General features: G+C 42.1%; 20 protein-coding genes. 17 read left to right on the top strand and 3 right to left on the bottom strand.

The window, feature by feature from the left end:
• The first annotated feature begins 49 nt into the window (after positions 1-49).
• Positions 50-1,960: an alpha/beta hydrolase family protein gene (locus QUD85_RS11855; RefSeq protein WP_093326860.1), complete on the top strand. Its 1,911-nt coding sequence runs from the start codon at positions 50-52 to the stop codon at positions 1,958-1,960.
• A gap of 16 nt (positions 1,961-1,976) precedes the next feature.
• On the opposite strand, the gene QUD85_RS11850 is transcribed toward QUD85_RS11855, so the two are convergent.
• Both QUD85_RS11850 and ispB read right to left on the bottom strand, forming a co-directional pair.
• Positions 1,977-2,729 carry a glycosyltransferase family 25 protein gene (locus tag QUD85_RS11850; protein ID WP_093326862.1) on the bottom strand — a complete coding sequence of 251 codons (753 nt, stop codon included), beginning with the start codon at positions 2,727-2,729 and terminating at the stop codon, positions 1,977-1,979.
• A 4-nt stretch (positions 2,730-2,733) separates the two neighbouring features.
• Positions 2,734-3,705 (bottom strand): octaprenyl diphosphate synthase, encoded by a 972-nt coding sequence (gene ispB, locus QUD85_RS11845; protein WP_093326863.1) that lies wholly within the window; start codon positions 3,703-3,705, stop codon positions 2,734-2,736.
• A gap of 205 nt (positions 3,706-3,910) precedes the next feature.
• Here ispB and rplU point away from each other — a divergent pair, with 205 nt between their 5' ends.
• From rplU to QUD85_RS11825, 4 genes are all read left to right on the top strand, one after another.
• Entirely contained in the window at positions 3,911-4,222 is a 312-nt protein-coding gene (gene rplU, locus QUD85_RS11840) for a 50S ribosomal protein L21 (protein ID WP_093326865.1), read from the top strand.
• Between the two features lie 18 nt (positions 4,223-4,240).
• A complete protein-coding gene (gene rpmA / locus QUD85_RS11835; RefSeq protein WP_093326866.1) occupies positions 4,241-4,498 on the top strand; it encodes a 50S ribosomal protein L27 in 258 nt (85 codons plus the stop codon).
• Positions 4,499-4,690: 192 nt separating this feature from the next.
• Positions 4,691-5,854 carry an Obg family GTPase CgtA gene (cgtA, locus tag QUD85_RS11830; protein WP_093326868.1) on the top strand — a complete coding sequence of 388 codons (1,164 nt, stop codon included), beginning with the start codon at positions 4,691-4,693 and terminating at the stop codon, positions 5,852-5,854.
• 42 nt (positions 5,855-5,896) lie between these two features.
• Positions 5,897-6,193: a hypothetical protein gene (locus tag QUD85_RS11825; protein ID WP_093326871.1), complete on the top strand. Its 297-nt coding sequence runs from the start codon at positions 5,897-5,899 to the stop codon at positions 6,191-6,193.
• Here QUD85_RS11825 and QUD85_RS11820 read toward each other — a convergent pair.
• Entirely contained in the window at positions 6,190-7,137 is a 948-nt protein-coding gene (locus QUD85_RS11820; protein ID WP_093326872.1) for a D-2-hydroxyacid dehydrogenase, read from the bottom strand. The two genes, QUD85_RS11825 and QUD85_RS11820, sit on opposite strands and share 4 nt — an antisense overlap.
• A 173-nt stretch (positions 7,138-7,310) precedes the next feature.
• On the opposite strand from QUD85_RS11820, the gene QUD85_RS11815 reads away from it, so the two are divergent.
• The 12 genes from QUD85_RS11815 to bamB all read left to right on the top strand — a co-directional run bounded on the left by QUD85_RS11815 (position 7,311) and on the right by bamB (position 23,474).
• Positions 7,311-9,470, top strand: coding sequence for a M3 family metallopeptidase (locus QUD85_RS11815; protein ID WP_093327175.1), 2,160 nt, complete (start codon positions 7,311-7,313; stop codon positions 9,468-9,470).
• Positions 9,471-9,651: 181 nt separating this feature from the next.
• On the top strand, positions 9,652-9,852 hold the full coding sequence (gene iscX, locus QUD85_RS11810; protein ID WP_093326874.1) for a Fe-S cluster assembly protein IscX: 201 nt from the start codon (positions 9,652-9,654) through the stop codon (positions 9,850-9,852).
• A 115-nt stretch (positions 9,853-9,967) separates the two neighbouring features.
• Positions 9,968-11,656 carry an NAD-dependent malic enzyme gene (locus tag QUD85_RS11805; protein WP_093326875.1) on the top strand — a complete coding sequence of 563 codons (1,689 nt, stop codon included), beginning with the start codon at positions 9,968-9,970 and terminating at the stop codon, positions 11,654-11,656.
• Between the two features lie 504 nt (positions 11,657-12,160).
• Positions 12,161-14,770, top strand: a complete 2,610-nt coding sequence (locus QUD85_RS11800; RefSeq protein WP_093326877.1) for a TonB-dependent receptor plug domain-containing protein — start codon at positions 12,161-12,163, stop codon at positions 14,768-14,770.
• A gap of 172 nt (positions 14,771-14,942) precedes the next feature.
• Positions 14,943-15,374 (top strand): nucleoside-diphosphate kinase, encoded by a 432-nt coding sequence (gene ndk / locus QUD85_RS11795; protein ID WP_093326879.1) that lies wholly within the window; start codon positions 14,943-14,945, stop codon positions 15,372-15,374.
• Between the two features lie 165 nt (positions 15,375-15,539).
• A complete protein-coding gene (locus QUD85_RS11790) occupies positions 15,540-16,682 on the top strand; it encodes a bifunctional tRNA (adenosine(37)-C2)-methyltransferase TrmG/ribosomal RNA large subunit methyltransferase RlmN (protein WP_093326881.1) in 1,143 nt (380 codons plus the stop codon).
• A 38-nt stretch (positions 16,683-16,720) separates the two neighbouring features.
• Entirely contained in the window at positions 16,721-18,127 is a 1,407-nt protein-coding gene (gene pilW, locus QUD85_RS11785) for a type IV pilus biogenesis/stability protein PilW (protein ID WP_177168819.1), read from the top strand.
• A gap of 4 nt (positions 18,128-18,131) precedes the next feature.
• Positions 18,132-19,094 carry a RodZ domain-containing protein gene (locus QUD85_RS11780; RefSeq protein ID WP_177168820.1) on the top strand — a complete coding sequence of 321 codons (963 nt, stop codon included), beginning with the start codon at positions 18,132-18,134 and terminating at the stop codon, positions 19,092-19,094.
• A 10-nt stretch (positions 19,095-19,104) separates the two neighbouring features.
• Positions 19,105-20,235 (top strand): flavodoxin-dependent (E)-4-hydroxy-3-methylbut-2-enyl-diphosphate synthase, encoded by a 1,131-nt coding sequence (gene ispG / locus QUD85_RS11775; RefSeq protein WP_093326886.1) that lies wholly within the window; start codon positions 19,105-19,107, stop codon positions 20,233-20,235.
• 95 nt (positions 20,236-20,330) lie between these two features.
• The gene (gene hisS, locus QUD85_RS11770) at positions 20,331-21,605 is read left to right on the top strand and encodes a histidine--tRNA ligase (protein WP_093326888.1); all 1,275 of its coding nucleotides are present in this window, start codon (positions 20,331-20,333) and stop codon (positions 21,603-21,605) included.
• Between the two features lie 9 nt (positions 21,606-21,614).
• The gene (locus tag QUD85_RS11765) at positions 21,615-22,241 is read left to right on the top strand and encodes a YfgM family protein (protein WP_093326890.1); all 627 of its coding nucleotides are present in this window, start codon (positions 21,615-21,617) and stop codon (positions 22,239-22,241) included.
• 30 nt (positions 22,242-22,271) lie between these two features.
• A complete protein-coding gene (bamB, locus tag QUD85_RS11760; protein WP_093326892.1) occupies positions 22,272-23,474 on the top strand; it encodes an outer membrane protein assembly factor BamB in 1,203 nt (400 codons plus the stop codon).
• Positions 23,475-23,490 lie beyond the last annotated feature (16 nt).

The following is a 23,490-nucleotide window of genomic DNA, read 5'->3' as shown; positions in this document are numbered from 1 at the left end:
TCTTATGAGGCCATTTTGTTTAATGGCAATGTAAAGTAGGAAGGTATAAATGAAGTTAACAATCTTTTCACGTTCAGCCCTAGTAGCAATGTCGTTGCTAGTAGCTCCACATTCAATTGCTGATGAAAATGCATTAGATACGGTTGAACAATTCTCCATATTACCTGCTGTAAGAACAGTGACAGTATCTCCAGACGGTAAACAGCTTGCAGTATTAAGAGCCGCCGATAAAACAGGTAATTATTTTATCGAAGTTCGTAACCCTTATAGCTTGTTAGACAAACCTGTCCGCCTTGGCTCTTCTAAAATGAAGATCTCTTCGGTGACTTGGTTAAATAACAAAAAGTTAGGAGTATCATTTAGACAAATTCTAAAAGATGGTGCTCGTCGTTACTGGGTTAACGAATTTGCCATTGTTGATGCTGACGGAAAAGGCAATTGGGTTATCCCAATGGAAAACAAAGCGCGTGGCTTTAGCATTTTAGATTTACTCCCTAGCGTTGAAAATGAAATATTGGTTGAAACTGATATTAACGAAAACTTTATCCCTGATGTTGTGCGTTTGAATATTGAAACGGGCAATTTTGTAACAGTGATGCGCGGTAATACTAAGGTTAATGGTGGCTTTATAGCGGACCACGATGGTGAAGTGAGAGCTGCGTCGGGATGGAATAGAAGTAAAGGTGGTATCGATTTGTTTGTGCGCGAAAAAGGCAGTACAGACTGGAAACTCGCTTATCATGTCAGCCCTGAAAACCGTGAAGATTATGACTTTTTAGGTTTTGCAAAGGATAACCCAAACGAAATATTTGTCCGCGCAAATTTTGGCGAAGATAAAGCTGGCATCTACACCTATGATATTAAAACAAACAAAGTATCTGATCGTATTTTTGGCTTAGAAAATGTTGATGCTGGCGGCGCTATTTTTGATCGTTATGGCGAACTAAAAGGCTATAGTTATGCCACTAAGCAACCAAAACGCTATTGGATTGATGCCAATGAAGAAAGCCTTTATAAGTCACTACAAGGTTTATTCCCTAAGCAGCATGTCAGTATTCGTAGTCGCTCAGACGACGATAATGCGTTGGTGATATTTACTCAGTCGGCAAATGATGCCGGTAGCTATTATTTGATCACAAATAAAAAGAAACTAGATAAAATTGGTGAAGCACACCCTGCCATTGATAAAGCGAAACTAGGTGACGTTAAGTACATTACTTATAAAGCGCGCGATGGCCGTAAAGTAAAAGCTTATGTTACTATCCCTAAGGGTAAGGCTCCATTTCCTGCGGTTGTATTGCCACATGGTGGACCATGGGTAAGAGATACCATCATTTTTGATGAATGGGCTCAATTGTTGGCATCAAGTGGTTATATTGTTATTCAACCCAATTATCGCGGCTCTACAGGTTACGGATTAGATCATTGGATTGCCGGTGATAAAAACTGGGGTTTAAGCATGCAAGATGATTTAGACGATGCCGCGATGTTTCTTGTTAATAAAGGACTAGCAACAAAAGATAAACTGGCAATGTTTGGTTGGTCCTACGGTGGCTATGCTGCTTTCGCTGCCTCAATGCGTGAAAACAACATCTATCAATGTACGGTTGCAGGCGCAGGGGTTAGTGACTTAAACCGCATTAATGCAACATTAAATGACAGTCGTTTTCTGTCGATATTGCAACGTCCCACAATCGAAGGTGTATCTCCTTTAGCGCAGGTTGAAAAAGTGAATGTACCAATTTTAGTTGTGCATGGAGACATAGACCAGCGTGTGCCAGTTAAACATAGCCGTTTGTTCGTTGATGAGTTGGAAGATTACGACAAAGACTTTAAATATGTTGAATTAAAGGATGCTGATCATTTTGGCGATTATCTTTTCTATGAACATAAAAAAGAGTTTTATGGTGAGTTGATTGATTGGTTAGACAACAAATGCGGATTAAGCACTAAAGCTTAATCAACAAAAAGGCTACTTAGGTAGCCTTTTTTATTTGATTCAAATTACCTGAGGTATATTTCTTTCTTTGCCAGGCTAGCATTATTCTATATTTTAGATTTCGCCAAAACGAGGTATTGCCTTTGTGCTTGCCTTTGTTGATGGCAACAATCTCTGAATCAAAATCCAGATTGGGTGATACAGCGTAAGGTTTTAATCCCAAAACATTTAACGATAGCTTGGTTGGAAACTGCATATCGATATCAATAGGTCGATAGAACTTCTCTCGTGATAACAATTTCTTTGCTGCTGACAAGCTAATGGCATAGGCTAAGGTACAGTTGGGTATTTTCTTATAATTTCCCCAAATAAATGGCGCCTCAGAGTGCTGCTGGTAAAAAGGTAAGTCCCTATCATCGCCAAGCTTTACTAATTCCCAATCAGAATACTGCACAAGCATGTCTAAAACGTGGGCAAATTCAGTTTGAATATTAATATCGTCTTCTAAAATAACGGCGTAAGGGATTTGCTGGTCAACCATCGTTTGCCAAATATGACGATGGCTTAAATAGCAGCCGATTTCACCTAAGGTTAAATCATAGCGAAAAAGGGACTTATTTAACGTAGCCGAGTATACTTGGCTGATATCTTCTACTTGCAATGTTTTGCCATCAACAGCACTGACGCGTTGATGCTCAAGGTTGAGCTGTGAAAGCCTTGACGTTACTTGTTGCCAACGAGACTTGCTTCTATCTAGGTTGATAACGAAAATAGGTAAGGGCGTTGGCATGGCTTTACGCGCTTCTATTCGCCGCTATATGTGCAAGGGCAACGAGTGCTTGTTTATAAGGTGAATCAGGGATTGGTGCTAAGGCCTTTATCGCTTTGTCCGCTTCTTCTTCAGCTCTTGATTGGCAGTAGGCAAGTGCGCCTGTCTCCTCGAGACATGCTAATATCGCATCGAGATTCTCCATGCCTGTGCAGTTTTCTATCGCATCGCGAATAATGGCAACTTGTTTTTCATTGCCGTGTTTCATCGCATAAAGCAGCGGTAAGGTTGGTTTACCTTCGGCTAGGTCGTCACCAACATTTTTACCCATTTCCTTGGCATCGGCGGTGTAATCCATTATGTCGTCCACTAACTGAAAGGCGGTGCCCAGATACATACCGTAATCTTTCAAACCGTCTTCGATTGCCTGTGGTTGATGACTGACTACTGCGGCTAAACGGGTTGCTGCTTCAAACAATTTTGCCGTTTTTGAATAGATGACTTGCATGTAGCTTTCTTCAGTCGTGTCGGGATCATTGCAATTCATTAGCTGCAACACTTCGCCTTCTGCAACAATATTGGTTGCATCAGAAAGAATTTCCATGATGCGCATATCGTCCAGTTTTACCATCATTTGGAATGAACGGGTATAAAGGAAGTCACCAACGAGCACGCTAGCGCTATTACCAAATAGGGCGTTAGCGGTATCTTTGCCACGACGTAACATAGATTCATCGACGACATCATCATGCAATAAGGTAGCTGTGTGGATAAATTCAATGATAGCCGCTATGGCTTGATGGTCTTTGCCTGAATAGTCTAGCGCTTTTGCCGCGAGTACAGATAACAATGGACGCATACGCTTGCCACCGGCATTAACGATATATACACCTAGCTGGTTAATTAATGCGACATCTGAAGCAAGCTGATCAAATATTAGCTGATTAACAGCCGTCATATCTTCTTCAGCTAAAGCGAGGATTTGTTTTAGGTCCATGGCATTTAACGGGTTTTTACGAGTTTTTATGGCGCAGATTTTACACCATTTTGTAACAGAAAGAAGCTATAATCGACACGCTTTAAAAAAATCATAATAAAAAGTGAAATTAGGCTTGCCCTCACTTATAAGTTCGCGTAGAATTCGCGCCCTATATTTTTAATTTTAGCGTCAAATGTAAGAGTTGGCGCGGTACGGAGTAGCTATGTACGCGGTATTCCAAAGCGGTGGTAAACAACACCGTGTGACTGAAGGTCAAACTGTACGCCTAGAAAAGCTAGAGCTTGAAGTAGGTGCAACTGTAGAATTCGATAACGTTTTAATGATCGCTAACGGCGACGATGTTAATGTAGGCGCGCCTTACATTAACGGTGGTAAAGTAACTGCTGAAGTTGTAAGCCAAGGTCGTGGTGAGAAAGTTAAAATCGTTAAGTTTAGACGTCGTAAGCATTCACGTAAGCAGATGGGCCATCGCCAATGGTTCACTGAAGTGAAGATTACTGGTATTAACGGCTAATTTTAGGAGCATTTAGAAATGGCACATAAGAAGGCAGCAGGTAGTACCAAGAACGGTCGCGATTCAGAAAGCAAACGCCTAGGTGTTAAGCGTTTTGGTGGTGAGTCAGTATTAGCTGGTAACATCATCGTTCGTCAACGTGGTACTAAGTTCCACGCAGGTACTAACATGGGTATCGGTAAGGATCACACTTTATTTGCTTTAACTGACGGTAAAGTTCAGTTTGAAGTTAAAGGTCCTAAAAACCGCAAGTTTGTAAGTATTATCGCTGAATAATATAACGCATTCTTAGAAAACCCCGCAAAAGCGGGGTTTTTTTTTGCCTATAGTAGGGAATTCTCTTGAATATGAGATGATTTCCCCAATCTATTAGGAAATTACATAAAAGATCAGTAGCTTTGTTGATTATTCGCTTATAATTAGCAAAGTGTGCAATGCCAAAAATAACCGAGGAGTTAGATCAGGGCTATGAAATTTGTTGATGAAGCCGAAATTAGAGTTGAAGCCGGAGACGGTGGAAATGGCTGTGTCAGTTTTCGCCGCGAAAAGTACATCGAATTTGGTGGACCAAATGGCGGTGACGGTGGCGACGGTGGCGATGTCTATCTCATTGCGGATGAAGGCTTAAATACCCTGATCGATTACCGTTTTGAACGTTTTCATCGTGCGCAGCGTGGTGAAAATGGTAAAAGCCGAGACATGACGGGTAAACGTGGTCAAGACTTGTACCTAAAAGTACCGGTAGGAACACGTGCCGTTGATGTAGATACTGGCGAGCAAATTGGCGATTTAACTAAGCACAAAGAAACGCTTATGGTAGCCAAAGGTGGCTGGCATGGACTTGGCAATACTCGATTTAAATCGAGTACAAACAGGGCGCCGCGACAAAAAACAGACGGTACACCAGGCGAAATTCGCAGTTTACAACTTGAGTTAATGCTTCTTGCCGATGTTGGCTTATTAGGGCTACCAAACGCAGGTAAGTCGACGTTAATTCGTAGCGTATCAGCGGCTAAGCCAAAAGTTGCAGACTACCCATTTACCACCTTAGTGCCTAATTTAGGTGTTGTACGCCTAGATGCTCAACGCAGTTTCGTTATTGCCGATATTCCTGGGTTAATTGAAGGCGCTGCCGATGGTGCAGGTTTAGGTACACAGTTCTTAAAGCATCTTGAACGTTGCCGTGTGTTGTTGCACGTTGTTGACGTCATGCCAATAGACGAAAGTGACCCTGTTGAAAACGCGCGTATTATTATTGACGAGCTAAGCAAACATTCTGAAAAGCTCGCCGACAAACCTCGTTGGTTGGTACTTAATAAGCTTGACCTAATGCTGGAAGAAGAAGCGAAGGAGCTCACTGAGCAAATCAAACAAGCGTTGAACTGGGATGACAAGGTATTTGCTATTTCAGCATTCAATAAAATGGGCACACAAGAGCTCTGTACAGAGCTTATGAGCTTCATTGAGTCACTTCCTGCTGAGGAAGAAGAAACGGCAGAAGAGAAAGCGGTAGAATTTAAGTGGGATACCTACCACCAAGATACCTTAGATGATTTTGAAGATGACGACATTCTAGACGATGACGACTGGGATGAAGACGATTATGACGTTGAGGTTGAATATCGTCGATAGTTAGCCACTAGCTCTAATCAATAAAAAGGTATATGTATTTGCATGTACCTTTTTTTATTGCACAATGAAAATATGAGATACGGATTACTGCTGTGTAAAATACTCGCCACCTTGTTTGCTGTTGCCGTTGGCGTGAGCTTTTTGTACTTTGCGTTTTATATTTTTAATCACTCTATATTACCCGCAATCCAAAGCGGCACTTTAAACATTCACTCGAATATTCGCGTGCTTGATATTTTTTGGCAAGGTAATCAGGTGTACCTAATATGGTTTGCTTATCTATCGATTAGTTTAGTCGCGTTGCTTGCCCTGCTAGGCATTTGGCGCTCTAAATATTAGGCCACGACGTTAGTTGGCTGCCCCTGCTGAAATGCTGAGATATTGCGCGCAATCAGGTTAATCAATCGCTGCTGCGCTTGCTGACTCGCCCACGCAATATGCGCCGTTACCACTAAATTAGTTAAATCGCCCTGCAATAAAATGTGATCATGTGGCGGTGGTTCTTGTTCTAATACATCAACAATTGCCAAGGCTATTTGTTTTTGCTTCAACGCCGTGTATAGCGCCTGACTGTTTACCACAGCGCCTCTTGCGGTATTAACAAGTATTGCGTTTGGCTTCATTAACGCCAACGTATCTTGATTAATCAAGTCTTGAGTTTGTGGTGTTAAAGGGCAGTGTAGCGTGACAATATCGGCCTGTGACATCGCTTCTTCAAACACTACGCGACCTTCTCGAGGTGTTTCGCCAGGGCGCTCTGCGATGATAACTTGCATGTCAAAGGCGGTGGCAATATCAGCAACTTTGCGTCCTAATGTGCCATAGCCAACAATCGCAATTGTTTTATCTTTTAATTCATCGATTGGCTGCCCAAGAATGCAAAAAGTCTCACTTTTAGACCAATTACCCGCTTGCGTATTGGCGTTGTGATCAACAATTTGTTGAAAATGAGCTAGCAACTGTGAAAAAACATACTGGGCAACAGATGGCGTTGAATAACCTGATACATTGCACACACGAACGTTAAGCGCTTTAGCCGCTTCTAAATCGACGTTATTAGTACCTGTTGCAGCAATACAAATGAGTTTTAAATCTGGCAGAAGAGACAAGGTGTCGCTGTCTATAACGACTTTATTGGTGATCACTACGTCGGCATGTATACACCGTGAAACAACTTGCTCTGGTGTGGTTGTTTCGTAACTTGTGAGGCTATGTTCTGTTTCAAGCGCATTCAAATCAATCGAGTTACTGAATGTCTTTTTATCTAAAAAAACGATGTTCATTCTATACTAAGCGTAATATGGTAGTAGCACATAGCTTAAGGTAGCCGGAAGTAAATGCAACATACATTCTCCGTTTATCTTAAAAATACGTGATTTAATACGATTTTACTTTCTGCGTTTTGAAGTTGCAGTTAGTCTGTAAGTGACATCTATACAGGTTGAAAAAAATAATGATGAAAAACTTTAATATTGTGCCGAGCTTATTGTTATCGGCAATTTTAATGGGATGCAGCGGCGCAAATACCACGTCTGAGCAACCAGTCGTTAGTGAGCAGAGTGATGTTGTAAGCGCGAAAGCTCAATTACTTGCGCCTTGGGAAGGTCCATATCAAGGTGTTCCTGCCTTTGACAAGGTGAACTATGTGGGCTTAGATGCCGCATTTGACGAGGCGATGGCGCTACATTTAGCCGAAATAGAAACGATTGCACAAAATCCAGCTCCGGCAACATTTGAAAATACTGTCGTTGCGATGGAAAAAGCCGGCAAACCATTGCGCCGCTTATATACCTATTATGGTATCTGGCGAAGCAATATGTCGTCTAAAGAATTTCGTGAAATTTCTAAAAACCTTGGGCCAAAACTGTCTGCTTATGGTTCTAAAATAAACCAAAACGAAGCCTTGTTTAAACGAATCCAAACAGTCTATGAAGGCGAAGAGTTTAAAACGTTAAACGCAGAGCAACAGCGTTTGACTTGGTTGACTTACAATGGTTTTGCCCATTATGGCGCGACTTTGTCAGCAGAAAAGAAGAAACGCTACGCAGATATCAACCAAGAGCTTTCTGTCCTGCATACGCAATTTGCTAATAATGTTTTGGCAGACGAAGAAAACTATGTGGTCTTTTTCTCTGAAGAGCAAACAGGTGGTTTACCGCAGTCATATCTTGCGGCGGCATCAAAAGCGGCAGAGCAGCGCGGAAAGCCGGGCATGTATGCGGTTACCAATACCCGCTCTTCTATGTCGCCTTTCTTGACTTACTCAACTGAGCGAGCGTTAAGAGAACAAGTTTGGAACAACTATTATAACCGTGGCGATAATGGCGATGAGTTTGATAACAATGAAAACATTGCCAAGATTTTACAACTGCGCCACGAACGCGTACAGCTGTTAGGTTACGAAAATTATGCTAGCTGGCGATTACAAGATCGCATGGCAAAAACGCCAGAAAATGCAATGAAGCTGATGACTACTGTTTGGCCATATGCGATCAAGCGAGTAGAAGAAGAAGTTGAAGATATGGCGGTACTGGCGGAAAAACTCGATGGTTTAGATAAAATAGAGCCTTGGGATTATCGCTACTACTCAGAAAAAGTGCGTAAAGAAAAGTATGACCTAGATTCAAATGAAGTTAAACAATATTTGGAACTAGACAATTTACGTGAAGCAATGTTTTATGTTGCAGGCAGACTATTTGACTTTTCATTTAAAGAAGTCAGCGATGGCAGCGTACCTGTGTTTCATCCAGACGTGCGCGTTTGGGAAGTAACACGTAAATCAACAGGTGAGAATGTTGGCTTATGGTACCTAGACCCGTTTGCACGACAAGGTAAACGCTCTGGTGCTTGGGCAACAAGCTACCGCAGCCATACTACTTTCGAAGGTAAGACAAACGTGTTGTCGTCTAATAATTCAAACTTCGTGAAAGGTGTAGACGGGCAGCCGACTTTGATTTCATGGGATGATGCGGAAACTTATTTCCATGAATTTGGCCATTCGCTGCATGCTCTTTCTTCAAATGTCACCTACCCAAGCCTTAATGGCGGCGTTAGAGATTACACTGAATTTCAATCGCAGCTATTAGAACGTTGGTTAACTACTGACGAAGTTATCGATAACTATCTAGTACATTACAAAACTGGCGAGCCCATGCCTGCTGAATTAATTGCTAAGATCAAAGCAGCGGCAAACTTTAACCAAGGTTTTAAAACGACGGAATATTTAGCATCTGCGCTTGTTGATATGAAGTTTCATATGACTGATCCGAAAGGCATCAATGCAGACAAATTTGAATATGTGACGTTAACTAAATTACATATGCCTACCGAGCTTGTAATGCGTCATCGTTCACCGCATTTTGGACACATCTTCAGTGGAGAAGGGTATGCAGCTGCTTACTATGGTTACATGTGGGCAGACGTATTAACTTCTGATGCAGCTCAGGCATTTGAGCAAGCGCCTGGTGGTTACTACGATGAAGATGTTGCCAAGAAATTGGTCGAGCATCTGTTCAGCGTTCGAAACGCAGTTGACCCTGCTGATGCTTATCGCGCCTTCAGAGGTCGTGATGCTCAGGTAGAAGCATTGCTTAAAGATCGCGGATTTATTGAATAAGTCATGACGAACAAAAAAAGCTGCGCCTTAGGGCGCAGCTTTTTTTTGCCTTGGAGTTTTTAACAAAGCAGCCAATGGCGTTTGTGCTTTCCTATATTGCGACAGTAGGTGGTGAAAATTCATCTATACTTGAATCACTTACCTAACTTAAGCGGAATATATCATTGCTTGCGGAGGACGTATGGGATTAAAGTGGACAGACTCACTGGATATAGCAATAGCCTTAATTGACGAACATCCAGACGTTGATCCTATGCAGTTGCATTTTCCAGAATTAATGCAATGGGTGCTTGCTCTAGATGAGTTTGACGACGACCCAAAACATTGCGGTGAACGCATTTTGGAAGCGATTCAAATGGCTTGGATTGATGAAATGGATTAGATCACACTTATTTACACGAAATAGTAAGTGGTTTGATTTCTGTTTGACCACAACTCATCTATAATGCGCCAAAAATTTATTATGTACTAAAGCTGACCAGGATACATACATATCAATGTCTAAAAACAATCAACCTCTTTACATCCCTTATGCAGGTCCTACGTTACTTGAAACGCCATTGCTAAACAAAGGCAGTGCGTTTACGCGTGAAGAACGTGTTAACTTTAACTTAAATGGACTACTGCCACCTGCCTATGAAACGATTGAAGAGCAGGTAGACAGGGCGTATAGGCAGTACAGTAGCTTTAGAACTAATCTAAACAAGCACATTTATCTACGCGCGATTCACGATAAAAATGAAACGTTGTTTTTTAGGTTGATCAAACAAAACCTAGAAGAAATGATGCCCATTATCTACACACCAACTGTGGGTGACGCGTGTGAGCAATTTTCAGATATATACCGTAGTTCGCGTGGTTTGTTTATCTCTCACACAGAAAAAGACAATCTAGATGATATTTTGCGTAACGCGACTAAAAATAAAGTTAAGGTAATTGTGGTTACCGATGGCGAACGCATTCTAGGTCTTGGCGATCAGGGTATTGGTGGCATGGGCATACCTATCGGTAAACTTTCGTTGTACACAGCATGTGGTGGCATTAGTCCAGCTTACACCTTGCCGATTACTCTGGATGTAGGTACCAATAACGAGAAGCTGTTAAATGACCCTATGTATATGGGTAATCGCCATAAACGTATTAGTCAACAAGAATATGACGACTTCTTAGATGCCTTTATTAAAGCGGTAAAACGTCGCTGGCCAAAGGCTATGTTGCAGTTTGAAGATTTTGCACAGCCTAATGCCATGCCATTATTGAAACGCTATAAAGAAGAGATCTGCTGCTTTAATGACGATATCCAAGGAACTGCTTCAGTCACGGTAGGTAGTTTACTTGCCGCGTGTCGCGCTAAGGGAGCGAAGCTGTCTGAACAGAAAGTAGTGTTTGTTGGCGCTGGTTCAGCGGGTTGCGGTATTGCTGAACAAATTATTGCGCAAATGGTTAAAGAAGGGTTAGATGAAGCGTCAGCTCGCGCTCAAATCTTTATGATTGATCGTTTTGGTTTATTGACTGAAGGCATGGAAGGATTAAGAGACTTCCAACAAGCCTTGGTACAAGCTAAAGCCTTAACCAAGCAATGGTCAATGGAAAGCGAATATGCGCAGCTTATCGATGTCATGGAGAACGTGAAGCCAACCGTGCTTATTGGTGTATCAGGTGTACCTGGTTTGTTTACGGAAGAAGCGATTAAAGCTATGCACAAAGGCTGTAAAACGCCTATTATCTTTCCGCTAAGTAATCCTTCTAGACAAGTAGAAGCAAGACCAGAGCAAGTGATAGCTTGGACGCAAGGCGACGTGATCATTGCAACGGGTAGTCCGTTTGATACAGTGCAATTCGACAACAAGTCGTATCCTATCGCGCAGTGCAACAATAGTTATATTTTCCCTGGTATTGGCCTTGGCGTTGTAGCGGCAAACATTAATCTTATTAGCGATGACATGTTAATGGTAGCAAGTGAAACACTGGCATCTCAGTCGCCGCTGGCTAATAACGGCGAAGGCGAGTTATTACCGCCGTTAACATCTATTGGCGAGCTCAGCAAGAAGATCGCTTTTAATATAGGTAAGCTTGCGATGGAGCAAGGCCTTGCGCTTGAGCTTTCGGATGAGCAGCTGTTAGCAAATATTGAAAAATGTTTTTGGCAACCAGAATACCGAGAATATAAACGTATCAGCATTTAATCAGAGTTAACGTGTAAAAGGGCCTCCTCAGGGCCCTTTTTTTGGTTACAAGCTTTGTTAACTAACGTCACCTGAGCGCTAAGTTGTGAAGTTTTTATAACAATTTGATTGTTTTTTAAGCGGCAATGTAACCCTATGTTGCCCAATGAAAAAAGTTTTGTTTTGCTACATTCTGGTTACAGTTTTCTCCATTATGAACAGCAAATTTGTAAGGGTAACCAGTAGTGCTGAATAACCCCCTGATTTTCTGAAGATTAATGGTGTTTACACTATTAAACATTTTGCCTTTACGTAGACGTAAATTTAAATGACAGGGTTTATTTGTAAAATCCATATAATTTAATGTAAATCAATGGTTTAAATATTGTTTTTATCCTAGGTAACAAAAAAATACACACCTGTTTACTCTTTGTTATAAAGTCTGTGAAGGCGTGATTCTCCTACTTATGATGAAGCTGAAGCTTTTAAAGCTGTATTAAAAGCTTACTTATGTCGGAGAAAATCATGTTTAATAAAAACGTAATCACAAAAGCGGTAGTGTTGGGTTCTGTTTCCTCTACTGCACTAATATCCTCTCAAGTTTTTGCTCAAGAAACAGACGCGCAAGTTAAGGAAGTAGAAAAAATCCAAGTAACCGGATCACGCATCAAACGTTCTGATATGGAGACTGCAAGTCCCGTTACTGTTATTGGCGCAGACGAGATCCTTGCTTCAGGTGCCAACTCAATAGACCAAATATTACAAAAAACAACGGCTGCTAGCGGTGCAATGGTTAACCCTGGTATCAACAATGGCTCAGGCGGTAACGCAACTATCAATCTTCGTGGCCTAGGCTCTGCTCGTACCTTAGTATTAGTTAATGGTCGCCGTATGGTCAATTCGGGCACAGGCGCAGCCTCTAGTGTTGACTTGAATACCATACCTGTTTCTATGATTCAGCGTGTTGAAGTGCTAAAAGATGGCGCATCAGCCGTTTATGGTTCAGATGCTATTGCTGGCGTTGTAAATATCATCTTAAAGAAGGACTTTGAAGGATTAGAGCTTAATACCTCGGGTCAAATGACCGACAAAGGTGATGCCGAAGAATACAATATTGATCTAACCGTTGGTACCGAGTTTGATAAAGGTAATATCGTTTTAGGTGTTCAGTACATGGATCGCGGTGAAGCAAGCCAAGCAGACCGCAAGTTTTCTGAATGCCCAATCGCTGAGCGCACTAACGCTGCTGGCGAGTTAGAATTATTCTGCGCAGGTTCAAGCTACACGCCTTATGGCCACATTTGGGGACCAAATGGTGAGAGCTTACAAGGCGAAGCTGGCAATGGTTGGCACGATTTTAGCGATGCTGACCGCTACAACTATTCATCAACAAGCTATTTGTTTACACCGATGAAAAAGTTCAATGTAACCGGCCTTGCAAACTATGAATTGACTGATGATTTAAATCTATTTTCAGAAGTGACCTATGCAAAACGTTGGTCTGAGCAACAAATGGCACCACAACCAGTTTGGTTTGATTTCACTTATGAAAACTGGATGGGCGACTCATTAATTTCCCACGGTTTAAATTACGGCGATGAACTTTCATACGGCCGTCGTATGACCGATACAGGCGCACGTGGTTTTTCACAGGTGGTTGATACCTTCAGAAATGTGATTGGTGTAGAAGGCTTCTTGGACAATGGTTGGACTTGGGATCTTTCATACAACTTCGGTCGCAATGACTCGGTTGACCGCTTAGCAAACCTACACAATATGGGGAGCATTGGCGATGCAATCAAAGATGGTACTTTTAATCCGTTAGATCAGGCCTCTTGGGAAACTGAAAACTTAAGCCCGTATATTTATACGGAACAAAATTCAGGCGGTAGCCAGGTAGCGATTTTGGCGGCAAGTTTATCGGGTGAGCTATTCGAATTACCAGCAGGCTATGTTGGCTTTGCTTCAGGGATTGAAAATCGTAAAGAAAAAGCTTGGTTTATTCCTGACTCGTTAACCTCGCAAGGTTTAGCAAACGATCCACGCGTTGAAGAAACTCGTGGTGGTTTTGAAGTGAACGAAGCCTATGTTGAATTGGCTGTTCCACTTATTGCTGACAGCTTTTTGGCTGATTCAGTCGAGCTAAGTACAGCGATACGCTACTTTGACTATTCAACCTTTGGTGATGACTTTACTTGGAAGTTAGGTTTAACCTGGAAAGTCTATGAAGACTTAATGCTACGCAGTGTGGCATCTACGGCATTCCGTGCGCCAACCGTGGATGAATTGTACGGTGGTAAGTCTCCGTCTTTCGATCAAGTTTCGCACCCAATCGGACAAGACCAAGCAGAAGTGACGGTAGGTGGTAACCCAATGTTACAACCAGAAGAAGCCGATACGTTTACCGTAGGCTTAGTTTATGAACCTTCGTTTGTAGACGGTCTATCATTAACTGCCGATTACTACAGTATTGAGATTGACAACGCGATTGCACAAGTAAGCTCGCAGTACATCGTAGATCAATGTTTAGATGCAGCAGGTAACCCAATTAATACTGGTAGCGCTTTGTGTCAGTCTGCCAATATTTCGATGGATAATTCAAATCGCATCATCTTTAACAATACCTTGCAAAACATAGGTGCATCGACGACTAAAGGTATCGATTTAAATGTGTCTTATTTGTTTGAAGCAGGTGGATTAGACTGGAAAGCGAGTGTCGATAGTACCTTCTTGTTAGAATCTGAAGAAGTTATTCTAGATGAGACCATCGACTATGTTGGCATTATTACAAGTGGCTCAGGTGGCTATGCCGATATTAAATCTAACTTTACCTTAACGGCTCGTGCAGACGACTGGGATGCAACCTATAAAGCGAGATTTATCTCGGGTATGGATAGCTATGCATGTCTAGACGACCCAAGTGGTTGTTACGCGCCAAGCACGCCAAGTGTTGTTTATCATGACGTGAGCGCCTCTTACCACGTCACTGATCAAGTCACCTTGTCTGGTGGTATCAACAACTTGTTTGATAAAACGCCGCCGTATTACACGGGTAACAATGACTCAAATACCGACCCATACACCTATGATGTGTTAGGTAGAACATTGTTTGCTCGCGCAACCGTTCGCTTCTAAGCAAAGAAAACACTAAAAAGGCCAGTTTTACTGGTCTTTTTTTTATCTGCAAGCCAATGTTTACTGCGTTTTACCATCATTTATGCAATTTATTTGGTTAACGCATCGAATTAGTCTATAATCCGCGCAAAATTTTTACCCATTATTATTTATTTTATTAAGAGGACACACGATGGCTATCGAACGTACTTTTTCTATCGTTAAGCCTGATGCAGTGGCTAAAAACGTTATTGGTCAGATTTACAACCGCTTTGAAACTGCTGGTTTAACTATCATTGCTTCAAAAATGGTTCACCTTTCAAAAGAGCAAGCTGAAGGTTTCTACGCTGAGCACAGCGAGCGTCCTTTCTTCGGTGCACTTGTTGAGTTCATGACATCTGGTCCAGTAATGGTTCAAGTACTTGAAGGTGAAAACGCAGTACTTAAAAACCGTGAAATCATGGGCGCTACTAACCCAGCTGAAGCATTAGCAGGTACATTACGTGCAGACTACGCAAACTCAATCGATGAGAATGCTGTTCACGGTTCTGATGCATTAGAATCAGCAGCACGTGAAATCGCGTACTTTTTCTCTGACGAAGAGATTTGTCCTCGCACTCGCTAATATTGCGAATCGAGTTCAAAAAGCCTCGCTAGTTAGCGGGGCTTTTTTGTATGTGTAAGGCCGTAATAATTTGTCAGCAATGCCCTAAAAGTGTACAATTGCGCCCCCGAATTTTTCGGCGTTAAACCTGGGCTGAGCCTAACGAGTTGGAAAGAGACAGATTGCATGAGTGAAGTAGCAGAAAAAGTCAATTTACTGAATTTTGATCACAAAAGTATGCGTGAATACTTTGAGTCGATCGGTGAAAAGCCGTTTCGAGCAGATCAATTGATGAAGTGGATATACCATTTTGGTTATGACGACTTTGAAAAAATGACCAACTTAAATAAAAAGTTGCGTGAAAAACTTACTCGCAACTGTGTTATTACTGCGCCTGAAATTTCTGAAAAACAAGTCTCACAAGATGGCACAATAAAGTATGCGTTAAAACTTGAAAGTGGACAGGAAGTAGAAACCGTATGGATTCCTGAAAACAATCGCGCAACACTGTGTGTCTCATCTCAAGTCGGTTGTGCATTAGAATGTTCGTTCTGCTCGACGGCGCAACAAGGTTTTAATCGTAATTTGTCGATGGCTGAAATCATAGGTCAAGTGTGGCGTGTAGCAAATGATATTGGCGCTACCCGTATTGCCGGCACTCGCCCAATCACTAATATTGTGATGATGGGCATGGGTGAACCTTTGCTTAACATGAAGAACTTGATCCCTGCCTTAGATACAATGTTGAACGATTTGGCTTACGGTTTGTCGAAAAGACGAGTAACCGTGAGCACGTCTGGCGTTGTACCTGCACTGGACATGTTAAAAGAAAAAATCGATTGTGCCCTGGCTATTTCTGTACACGCGCCAAACAATGCGCTACGCGATGAATTAGTGCCAATTAACAAGAAATATCCGTTAGAAGAGTTTTTAGCTGCATCACGTCGTTACATAGATGGATCAAAAGCAAACAAGCAAGTGACGATAGAATATGTCATGATAGAAGGTGTAAACGATAGTACGGATCAAGCACACGAATTAGCACATGCATTGAAAGATACGCCGAGCAAGATAAATTTAATCCCATTTAATCCTTATCCCGGCTCTCCTTACAAGCGTTCGAGTAATTCTCGTATTGATCGTTTTGATAAAGTATTGCAAAGTTATGGTTTTACTGTAATTACTCGCAGAACCCGTGGTGACGATATTGACGCTGCCTGTGGTCAATTAGCGGGTGATGTTTTAGACCGCACCAAACGTACAATGGCTGAAAGACAAGCCAAAAGCAAAGTACAAGGCGGTGATATAGCGGTCAAACTAGTTCAATAGTAACGTGCGCTAAAAACGGCTGTAAAAATATGAGTACAATGAAAAAAATTATAATATCTTCACTATGTATTTCGGTGCTGTCAGCTTGTGTTACACAAACATATGAAGCTGACAACGAAACACCTATCGTGTTAAGTGAAGCGTCAAACAATGAAATCGCGATGACGCGAATTTCACTTGGATTAAGTTACTTAAACAAAGGCGACACTAGTAAAGCTAAGCTAAATCTAGAAAAAGCTAAGAAAACCTCACCTAATCTTGTGCAGGTGCATACAGCATTTGCCCATTACTATGACTCAGTAAGTGAGCCAGAGTTAGCAGTAAAAAGCTTTGAAAAAGCATTAGATTTAGACCCACAAAATGCAGACACTTTGAATAACTATGGCGTGTTCTTATGTAAGCATGCCAAATACAAAGAGTCTGAAGAAAAATTCCTACAAGCGATTGCAGTACCAAGTTACTTATTGGTGAGCCAAAGCTATCAAAATTTAGCCTTATGTCAGCTTGAAGCAAAAGACTACAAAAAAGCTGAGCAATATACCGAAAAAGCTGTGTTGCATAGTCCTACAAGCGTGTCTGCACTGCACCAGATGATGCAAGTGCAATACATTAAAGCGGATTATAAAAAAGCAGCGACGTATCTAAAACGCTATGAAGGTGCTATGAGCCAATATGCACCCGACGCGCTGGCGCTAGCATACAAAATATACGCCAATCAAAATAATGAAACAGCCGCTAACAAATATGCTGCGCTGTTGTTTCAGCTATATCCAGCATCAGAGCAAATGAAGGCGTATAAAGAAAATCGCTTACAACATATTCCAGAAGATGATTGGGCTGAAGAGTATCGCATTTTACATGCACCTAAAAAGCGTGTTGTTGTGCTTTCACCTTCTAAGAAAACCCTAACAGCCAATACCAAAAAGCCTGAAATTCCGGTTAAAACAGCACCGCCATCTGTAGAAAAAGCGGCAACACCTGTAATGGTATCAACAGCAGCTGCTGTCGAACCCACGGCACAATTAGGTGCGAATGCAAGTATGTTGGCAGTGAGCAATGCTATGGCAGAGAGCAAGCCGCAGCAGCCAAATGCACCTGCGAAGAAGCAACCGGCTAATTACACTAAAGTGCCAGAGCGCAGCGTGACTAGTACACAGCCTGTTGCGTTGAAAAGGCCTGAAGATTTACCCGAAGAGAATATCAAAGAAAATACTGATGTAATTTCAGTAGGTCAGGTAGACCTAGAGAAAGAAAAAGCGGTAGAAGAGAAGAAAGTTGCAGCGGCGAAAACCCATGTTGTAGAAAAGGGACAAGGACTATTCCGTATCTCTAAAATGTACAACATTCGCTTAAGTACTTTAATGAAATGGAATGACATTACAAACGCCGACCAAATAGAAGTGGGTGATGTACTCGTTGTTTCTCAACCTGAACAGTCGAAGTAGTATCATGTCAGAAGAATTAAAAATAGAAGAACTCACTGAAGACATTGAAATCGTAGGTCCTGGCCTTTTGTTAAAAGACGCCAGGGAAGCAAAGGGGTTAACAGCCAAAGATATCGCAAGTAAGCTGAATTTGCGTGTTGCGTTAGTTGAACAAATTGAAGCTGAGCAAATCGATGAAAGCTTGCCACCAACCTATGTGAGAGGCTTTTTAAGAAACTATGCGCGCCTTGTTGGATTGCTTGAAAGCGACGTAATCGCCAGTTATGAGTCAACACAAGTAGCGGCCGAGCAAAGTGCAGAAATGTTGAGTTTCTCTCGTGTTACCGAAAAACAAAAGCAACATAATATTGTTATGTGGATTAGTTATGCGGTTGCGGCTATTGTATTTGGATCATCATTTGTTTGGTGGTTACAAGCATCAAACGAATCAAGCGATGTCCCAGTGCCAGCTGTTGTAGCCAGTACAACAGAGCAACCAGCAGAGGCTAACGAACAAACGGTTGATAGCGCGCCTTCGAATAATGAACAAGAAACCTTGGCTACATCTATGCCAACAACTGCCGTTGTTGAAAACAGTGAACCAGCGGTTGAAATTGAACAAGCGCCAGTAGCAGCCGACACATCTTCTGCGCCGCAAGAATCAACACCTGTAGTTATTCAGTTACCACAACAAGAGGGTGTGCTACCACAAGACGATCCCGCTATTTTAGTTTCTGCTGTGTTTGATTTTGCAGGTGACTGTTGGGTCAATATTTTTGACGCCAATGGTAAGCGATTAGCCTGGGGTATCAAGAAAGGTGGCTATAGTATGCGTATAAATGGTGCCGCACCTTTGTCAGTGACACTTGGTAAACCTGAACTTGTTGCTATCGACTTAGATGGGCAAGAAGTAGATATGAGTCAATTTGGTGAAGGTAATATCGCCAAGTTCACTTTGCCATTAACACAAGCTGCTGTTGTAGAATAAACAACGAATTATGTTTAAAGAATCTCCTATTGTCCGTCGTAAATCAAAACAAATTCATGTCGGTAATGTTGCCGTAGGTGGTGACGCACCTATCTCGGTGCAATCAATGACTAACACCCTAACGACTGATGTAGATGCTACTGTTGCACAAATTAAATCGTTAGAATCTGTAGGCGCAGACATTGTCCGTGTTAGCGTACCCACCATGAATGCTGCTGAAGCATTTAAAGAAATTAAAAAACAAGTCAATGTGCCGCTAGTCACTGATATCCATTTTGATTATCGCATTGCCTTAAAAGTGGCAGAGTATGGTGCCGACTGTTTGCGCATTAACCCAGGCAACATTGGCCGAGAAGATCGTGTTAAAGCGGTAGTTGAGTCTGCTCGTGATAAAAATATTCCCATCCGTATTGGCGTTAACGGTGGCTCTTTAGAGCGCGACTTACAAGAAAAGTATGGTGAACCAACACCAGAAGCGCTTGTCGAGTCTGCGATGCGTCATATTGATATATTAGATAGACTTAACTTTGATCAATTTAAAGTATCAGTAAAAGCTTCCGACGTATTCTTAGCGGTAGATTCGTACCGACTTTTAGCAAAACAGATTGAAAACCCTTTGCATCTTGGCATAACCGAAGCTGGTGGCTTTAGATCAGGTTCAGTCAAATCAGCGATTGGTTTGGGCCTGTTATTGAATGAAGGCATAGGTGACACCTTAAGAGTGTCTTTAGCAGCAGATCCTGTCGAAGAAATTAAGGTCGGTTTTGATATATTGAAATCGCTTAAACTGCGTTCAAGAGGCATAAATTTTATTGCCTGCCCAAGTTGTTCACGCCAAGAGTTTGATGTAATCGGCACTGTTAATGCACTTGAGCAGCGTGTTGAAGATATATTAACGCCGATGGATGTCTCTATTATTGGCTGTATTGTCAATGGGCCAGGCGAAGCAGAAGTTTCTGATCTTGGTTTAACCGGAGGTAGTAAGAAAAGCGGTTATTACCTTGATGGCGTGAGACAAAAAGAACGCTTTGACAATGATCAATTAGTCGATCAGTTAGAGCAACGCATTCGCGCTAAAGCCAAGTTGATGGATGAAGAACAACGCCTTGATGTCAAAGTAATTGATCAAGACGATATCTAACTAAATTGTTACAGGGACGCGTCAGGTCTTGTGTCTTTTTCTTTAACCTGATTATAATGCGCCCTTTAACCTAAATCGTAATAGGTAAAAACTACGTGAGTAAAGCGATACAGGCCATTCGAGGAATGAATGATTGCCTGCCAACAGAAACCAATATTTGGCAAATGGTAGAGTCGGTATTACGCCGTGTTGCAAGCAACTACGGTTTTGCTGAGATCCGCATGCCGATCGTTGAATCGACCCATTTATTTAAACGTTCTATCGGTGAAGTAACGGACATCGTTGAAAAGGAAATGTATACCTTTGACGACCGTAATGGCGACAGCTTAACACTTCGTCCAGAAGGCACAGCAAGTTGCGTGAGAGCGGGTATCGAGCATGGTTTACTGTACAACCAAGAACAACGATTGTGGTATATGGGCCCAATGTTTCGACATGAGCGTCCTCAAAAAGGCCGATATAGACAGTTCCATCAATTTGGTATTGAAGCCTTTGGTATTGCAACGCCAGATATTGACGCTGAAATTATTATGCTATCTGCGCGCATTTGGCGGGAACTTGGTATCTCAGAGTTTGTCGAACTAGAGTTGAATTCGTTAGGTTCTAATGAAGAGCGCGCCGCTTATCGTGATGCGTTAGTTGCGTTTCTAACAGAAAGAGAGTCGCAGCTTGATGAAGATAGTAAGCGTCGAATGCATACTAATCCGTTACGTGTGCTTGATAGTAAGAATCCTGATGTACAGGCGGCACTTCAAGGTGCACCGAAGCTGAGTGATTATTTTGGTGAAGAGTCACAGCAACATTTTGAACAGTTGTGCGCGCGTTTAGATGCGGCAGGTATCAAATACACCATTAACGATAAGTTAGTGAGAGGTCTCGATTACTATAATCGCACCGTGTTTGAATGGGTAACTTCTAGCCTTGGCGCTCAAGGTACTGTATGTGCCGGCGGCCGCTATGATGGTTTGGTAGAACAGCTCGGCGGTAAAGCGTCACCAGCCTTTGGTTTTGCCTTGGGTATTGAACGTTTAGTTTTACTCTTGACCAGCTTAGAAAAAGTGAATAATGTTCGACCTCAAGTAGACGCCTATTTAATTACATTAGGTGAAGGTATCGACATTAAGGGCGTTGCGCTAGCTGAACAATGGCGTAGTCAAGTCCCTGATATTCATATTCAAAACCACTGTGGTGGCGGCAATATGAAAAAACAAATGAAAAAAGCCGATAGATCAGGTGCACAAATTGCCTTGATACTAGGTGAAGACGAATTAGCCAATCAGCAGATAACCGTAAAATATCTGCGTGGGCAACATGAACAACAAACAGTTGCATTATCAGATGTGGCTGCTTTGCTAGAGACATTAATTTAAGGAAGTACAGTGGAAACATATCAAACTGAAGAACAACAAGTTGAAGCGATCAAAAAGCTGTGGAAAGAATACGGCAATGTATTGATTGCAGGTATTGTTATTGGCTTAGGTGGCTTTGTTGGATTCAATTTTTATAAAGATTCAAAATTGGCAGAGCAATACGCAACATCTGATGCATTTCTGCAACTAGTTGAACAAGAAGAAGGTGTTGACCAAGCGCAAACTGAAGCGTTTGTTGCAGAGCATGGTGATTCAAGCTATGCCAGCCTTTCTGCATTAGCAGCAGCTAAAAAAGCGGTAGAAGCTGAAGACTGGGCATTAGCTAAAACTAACCTTGAGACTGCTGTAGCTAAGGCGCAAAGCGAGGGTATAAAAGCTATTGCTACCGTGCGTTTAGCGCGCGTAGAAATTCAACTAGAGCAATATGACCAAGCTTTAGCCACGTTAGGCGCTCAGTTCCCAGAATCTTTCGTTTCTATTGTTGAAGAAACAAAAGGTGATGCCTACATAAAACAAGGAAATACAGAACAAGCGCGCGTTGCGTATCAAGCTGCCCTTGATGCATCTGAGCAAGGCATGAATGCTGCGCTACAAATGAAGTTAGACGACTTAGCGCAAGCAGACGTTTTACAGTAAGTATTTTCTCGTTTGGAGTAGTGGTTGCACATGTTTAAAAACAAACTTATTACAGCAAGTCTATTGGCACTAGCCGTTGTTAGCTGTTCATCGACAGATGATGAAGAAGCGTATGACTATGTTGCTGAATTAGTAGAGATCGAAGAGCAGTTTTCTCCAGATGAGATTTGGAGTGACGGTATTGGTGAAGGGATTAGTGGTCACTTTTCAACACTAAGACCAACCGTTGCGTACAACAAAATATTTACTGCCAGTCGCGAAGGACACGCGGTAGCCTATGATTTAGAAAGCGGTGACGAAATTTGGTACGCAGACTTAAGTGACATACACGACGAGCGAGGATTTTTTGACAATCGCCGCAATGCTCGTGTAAATGGTGGCCCTGTCACCGGCATAAACAAAGTCTTTTACGGTACCGAAAATGGCGAACTGTTTGCTTTAGATGCAGAAACAGGAGAGCTAGTTTGGGAAGCGAAGCTTAAAGGTGAAGTCGTTTCGGCACCAGCGGTAGACGCTGGTTATGTTATAGTCAACACTACGTCGGGTGTTATGCATGCTTTCAATGCTGAGACTGGCGAAGAAGTCTGGATGGTAGAGCAAGATATTCCTGCGTTGACTCTTCGTGGTACAAGTACACCAGTTATTGCTTCAGGTGGTGTGTTGGTAGGTACTGCTACTGGCCAGCTATCAGTATTTTTACTAGAAACAGGACAGCAAGGTTGGTCAGTTGAAGTAGGTGAACCATCAGGTACAACTGAATTGCAACGTGTTATTGATGTAGACGCTAAGCCTATTGCTTACGGTGATAAAGTGTATGCGATTGCAGCTCGCGGTAACTTGGTGGCGATTGAACTTCGCAACGGTAGCATTGCGTGGAAACGTCAATATTCTTCTTATCGTCAAATATCGTTAGACAGAAATACTATTTTCCTGACAGACGTTAAAGGCCATGTTTATGCCGTGGACCGTAACAATGGATTAGAAAAGTGGAGTCAGCTTAGCTTAACTAATCGTGGCGTCACAGGCCCAGTTGTTGTTGGTGATTATGTTGTAGTCGGTGATACTGAAGGCTTTCTGCACTGGATTGACCAAGAAACAGGTGAATTCGTAGCACGCTTCTATGTTAATGGTAGTGGTATATATACAACACCTGTAGTGCATGAAGACATCATTTACGTGCAAGCAAGAAATGGTGATATTGTTGCTGTCGAAACGCCAGAACTAGAAAACTAGTCTTTACACAAACAAA

The sequence above is a fragment of the Thalassotalea agarivorans genome, from assembly GCF_030295955.1.
GTDB classification, from domain to species: Bacteria; Pseudomonadota; Gammaproteobacteria; order Enterobacterales; family Alteromonadaceae; genus Thalassotalea_D; species Thalassotalea_D agarivorans.
The sequence above is the reverse complement of the archived record's forward strand: the minus strand, read 5'-3'. Positions and strand labels throughout refer to the sequence as shown.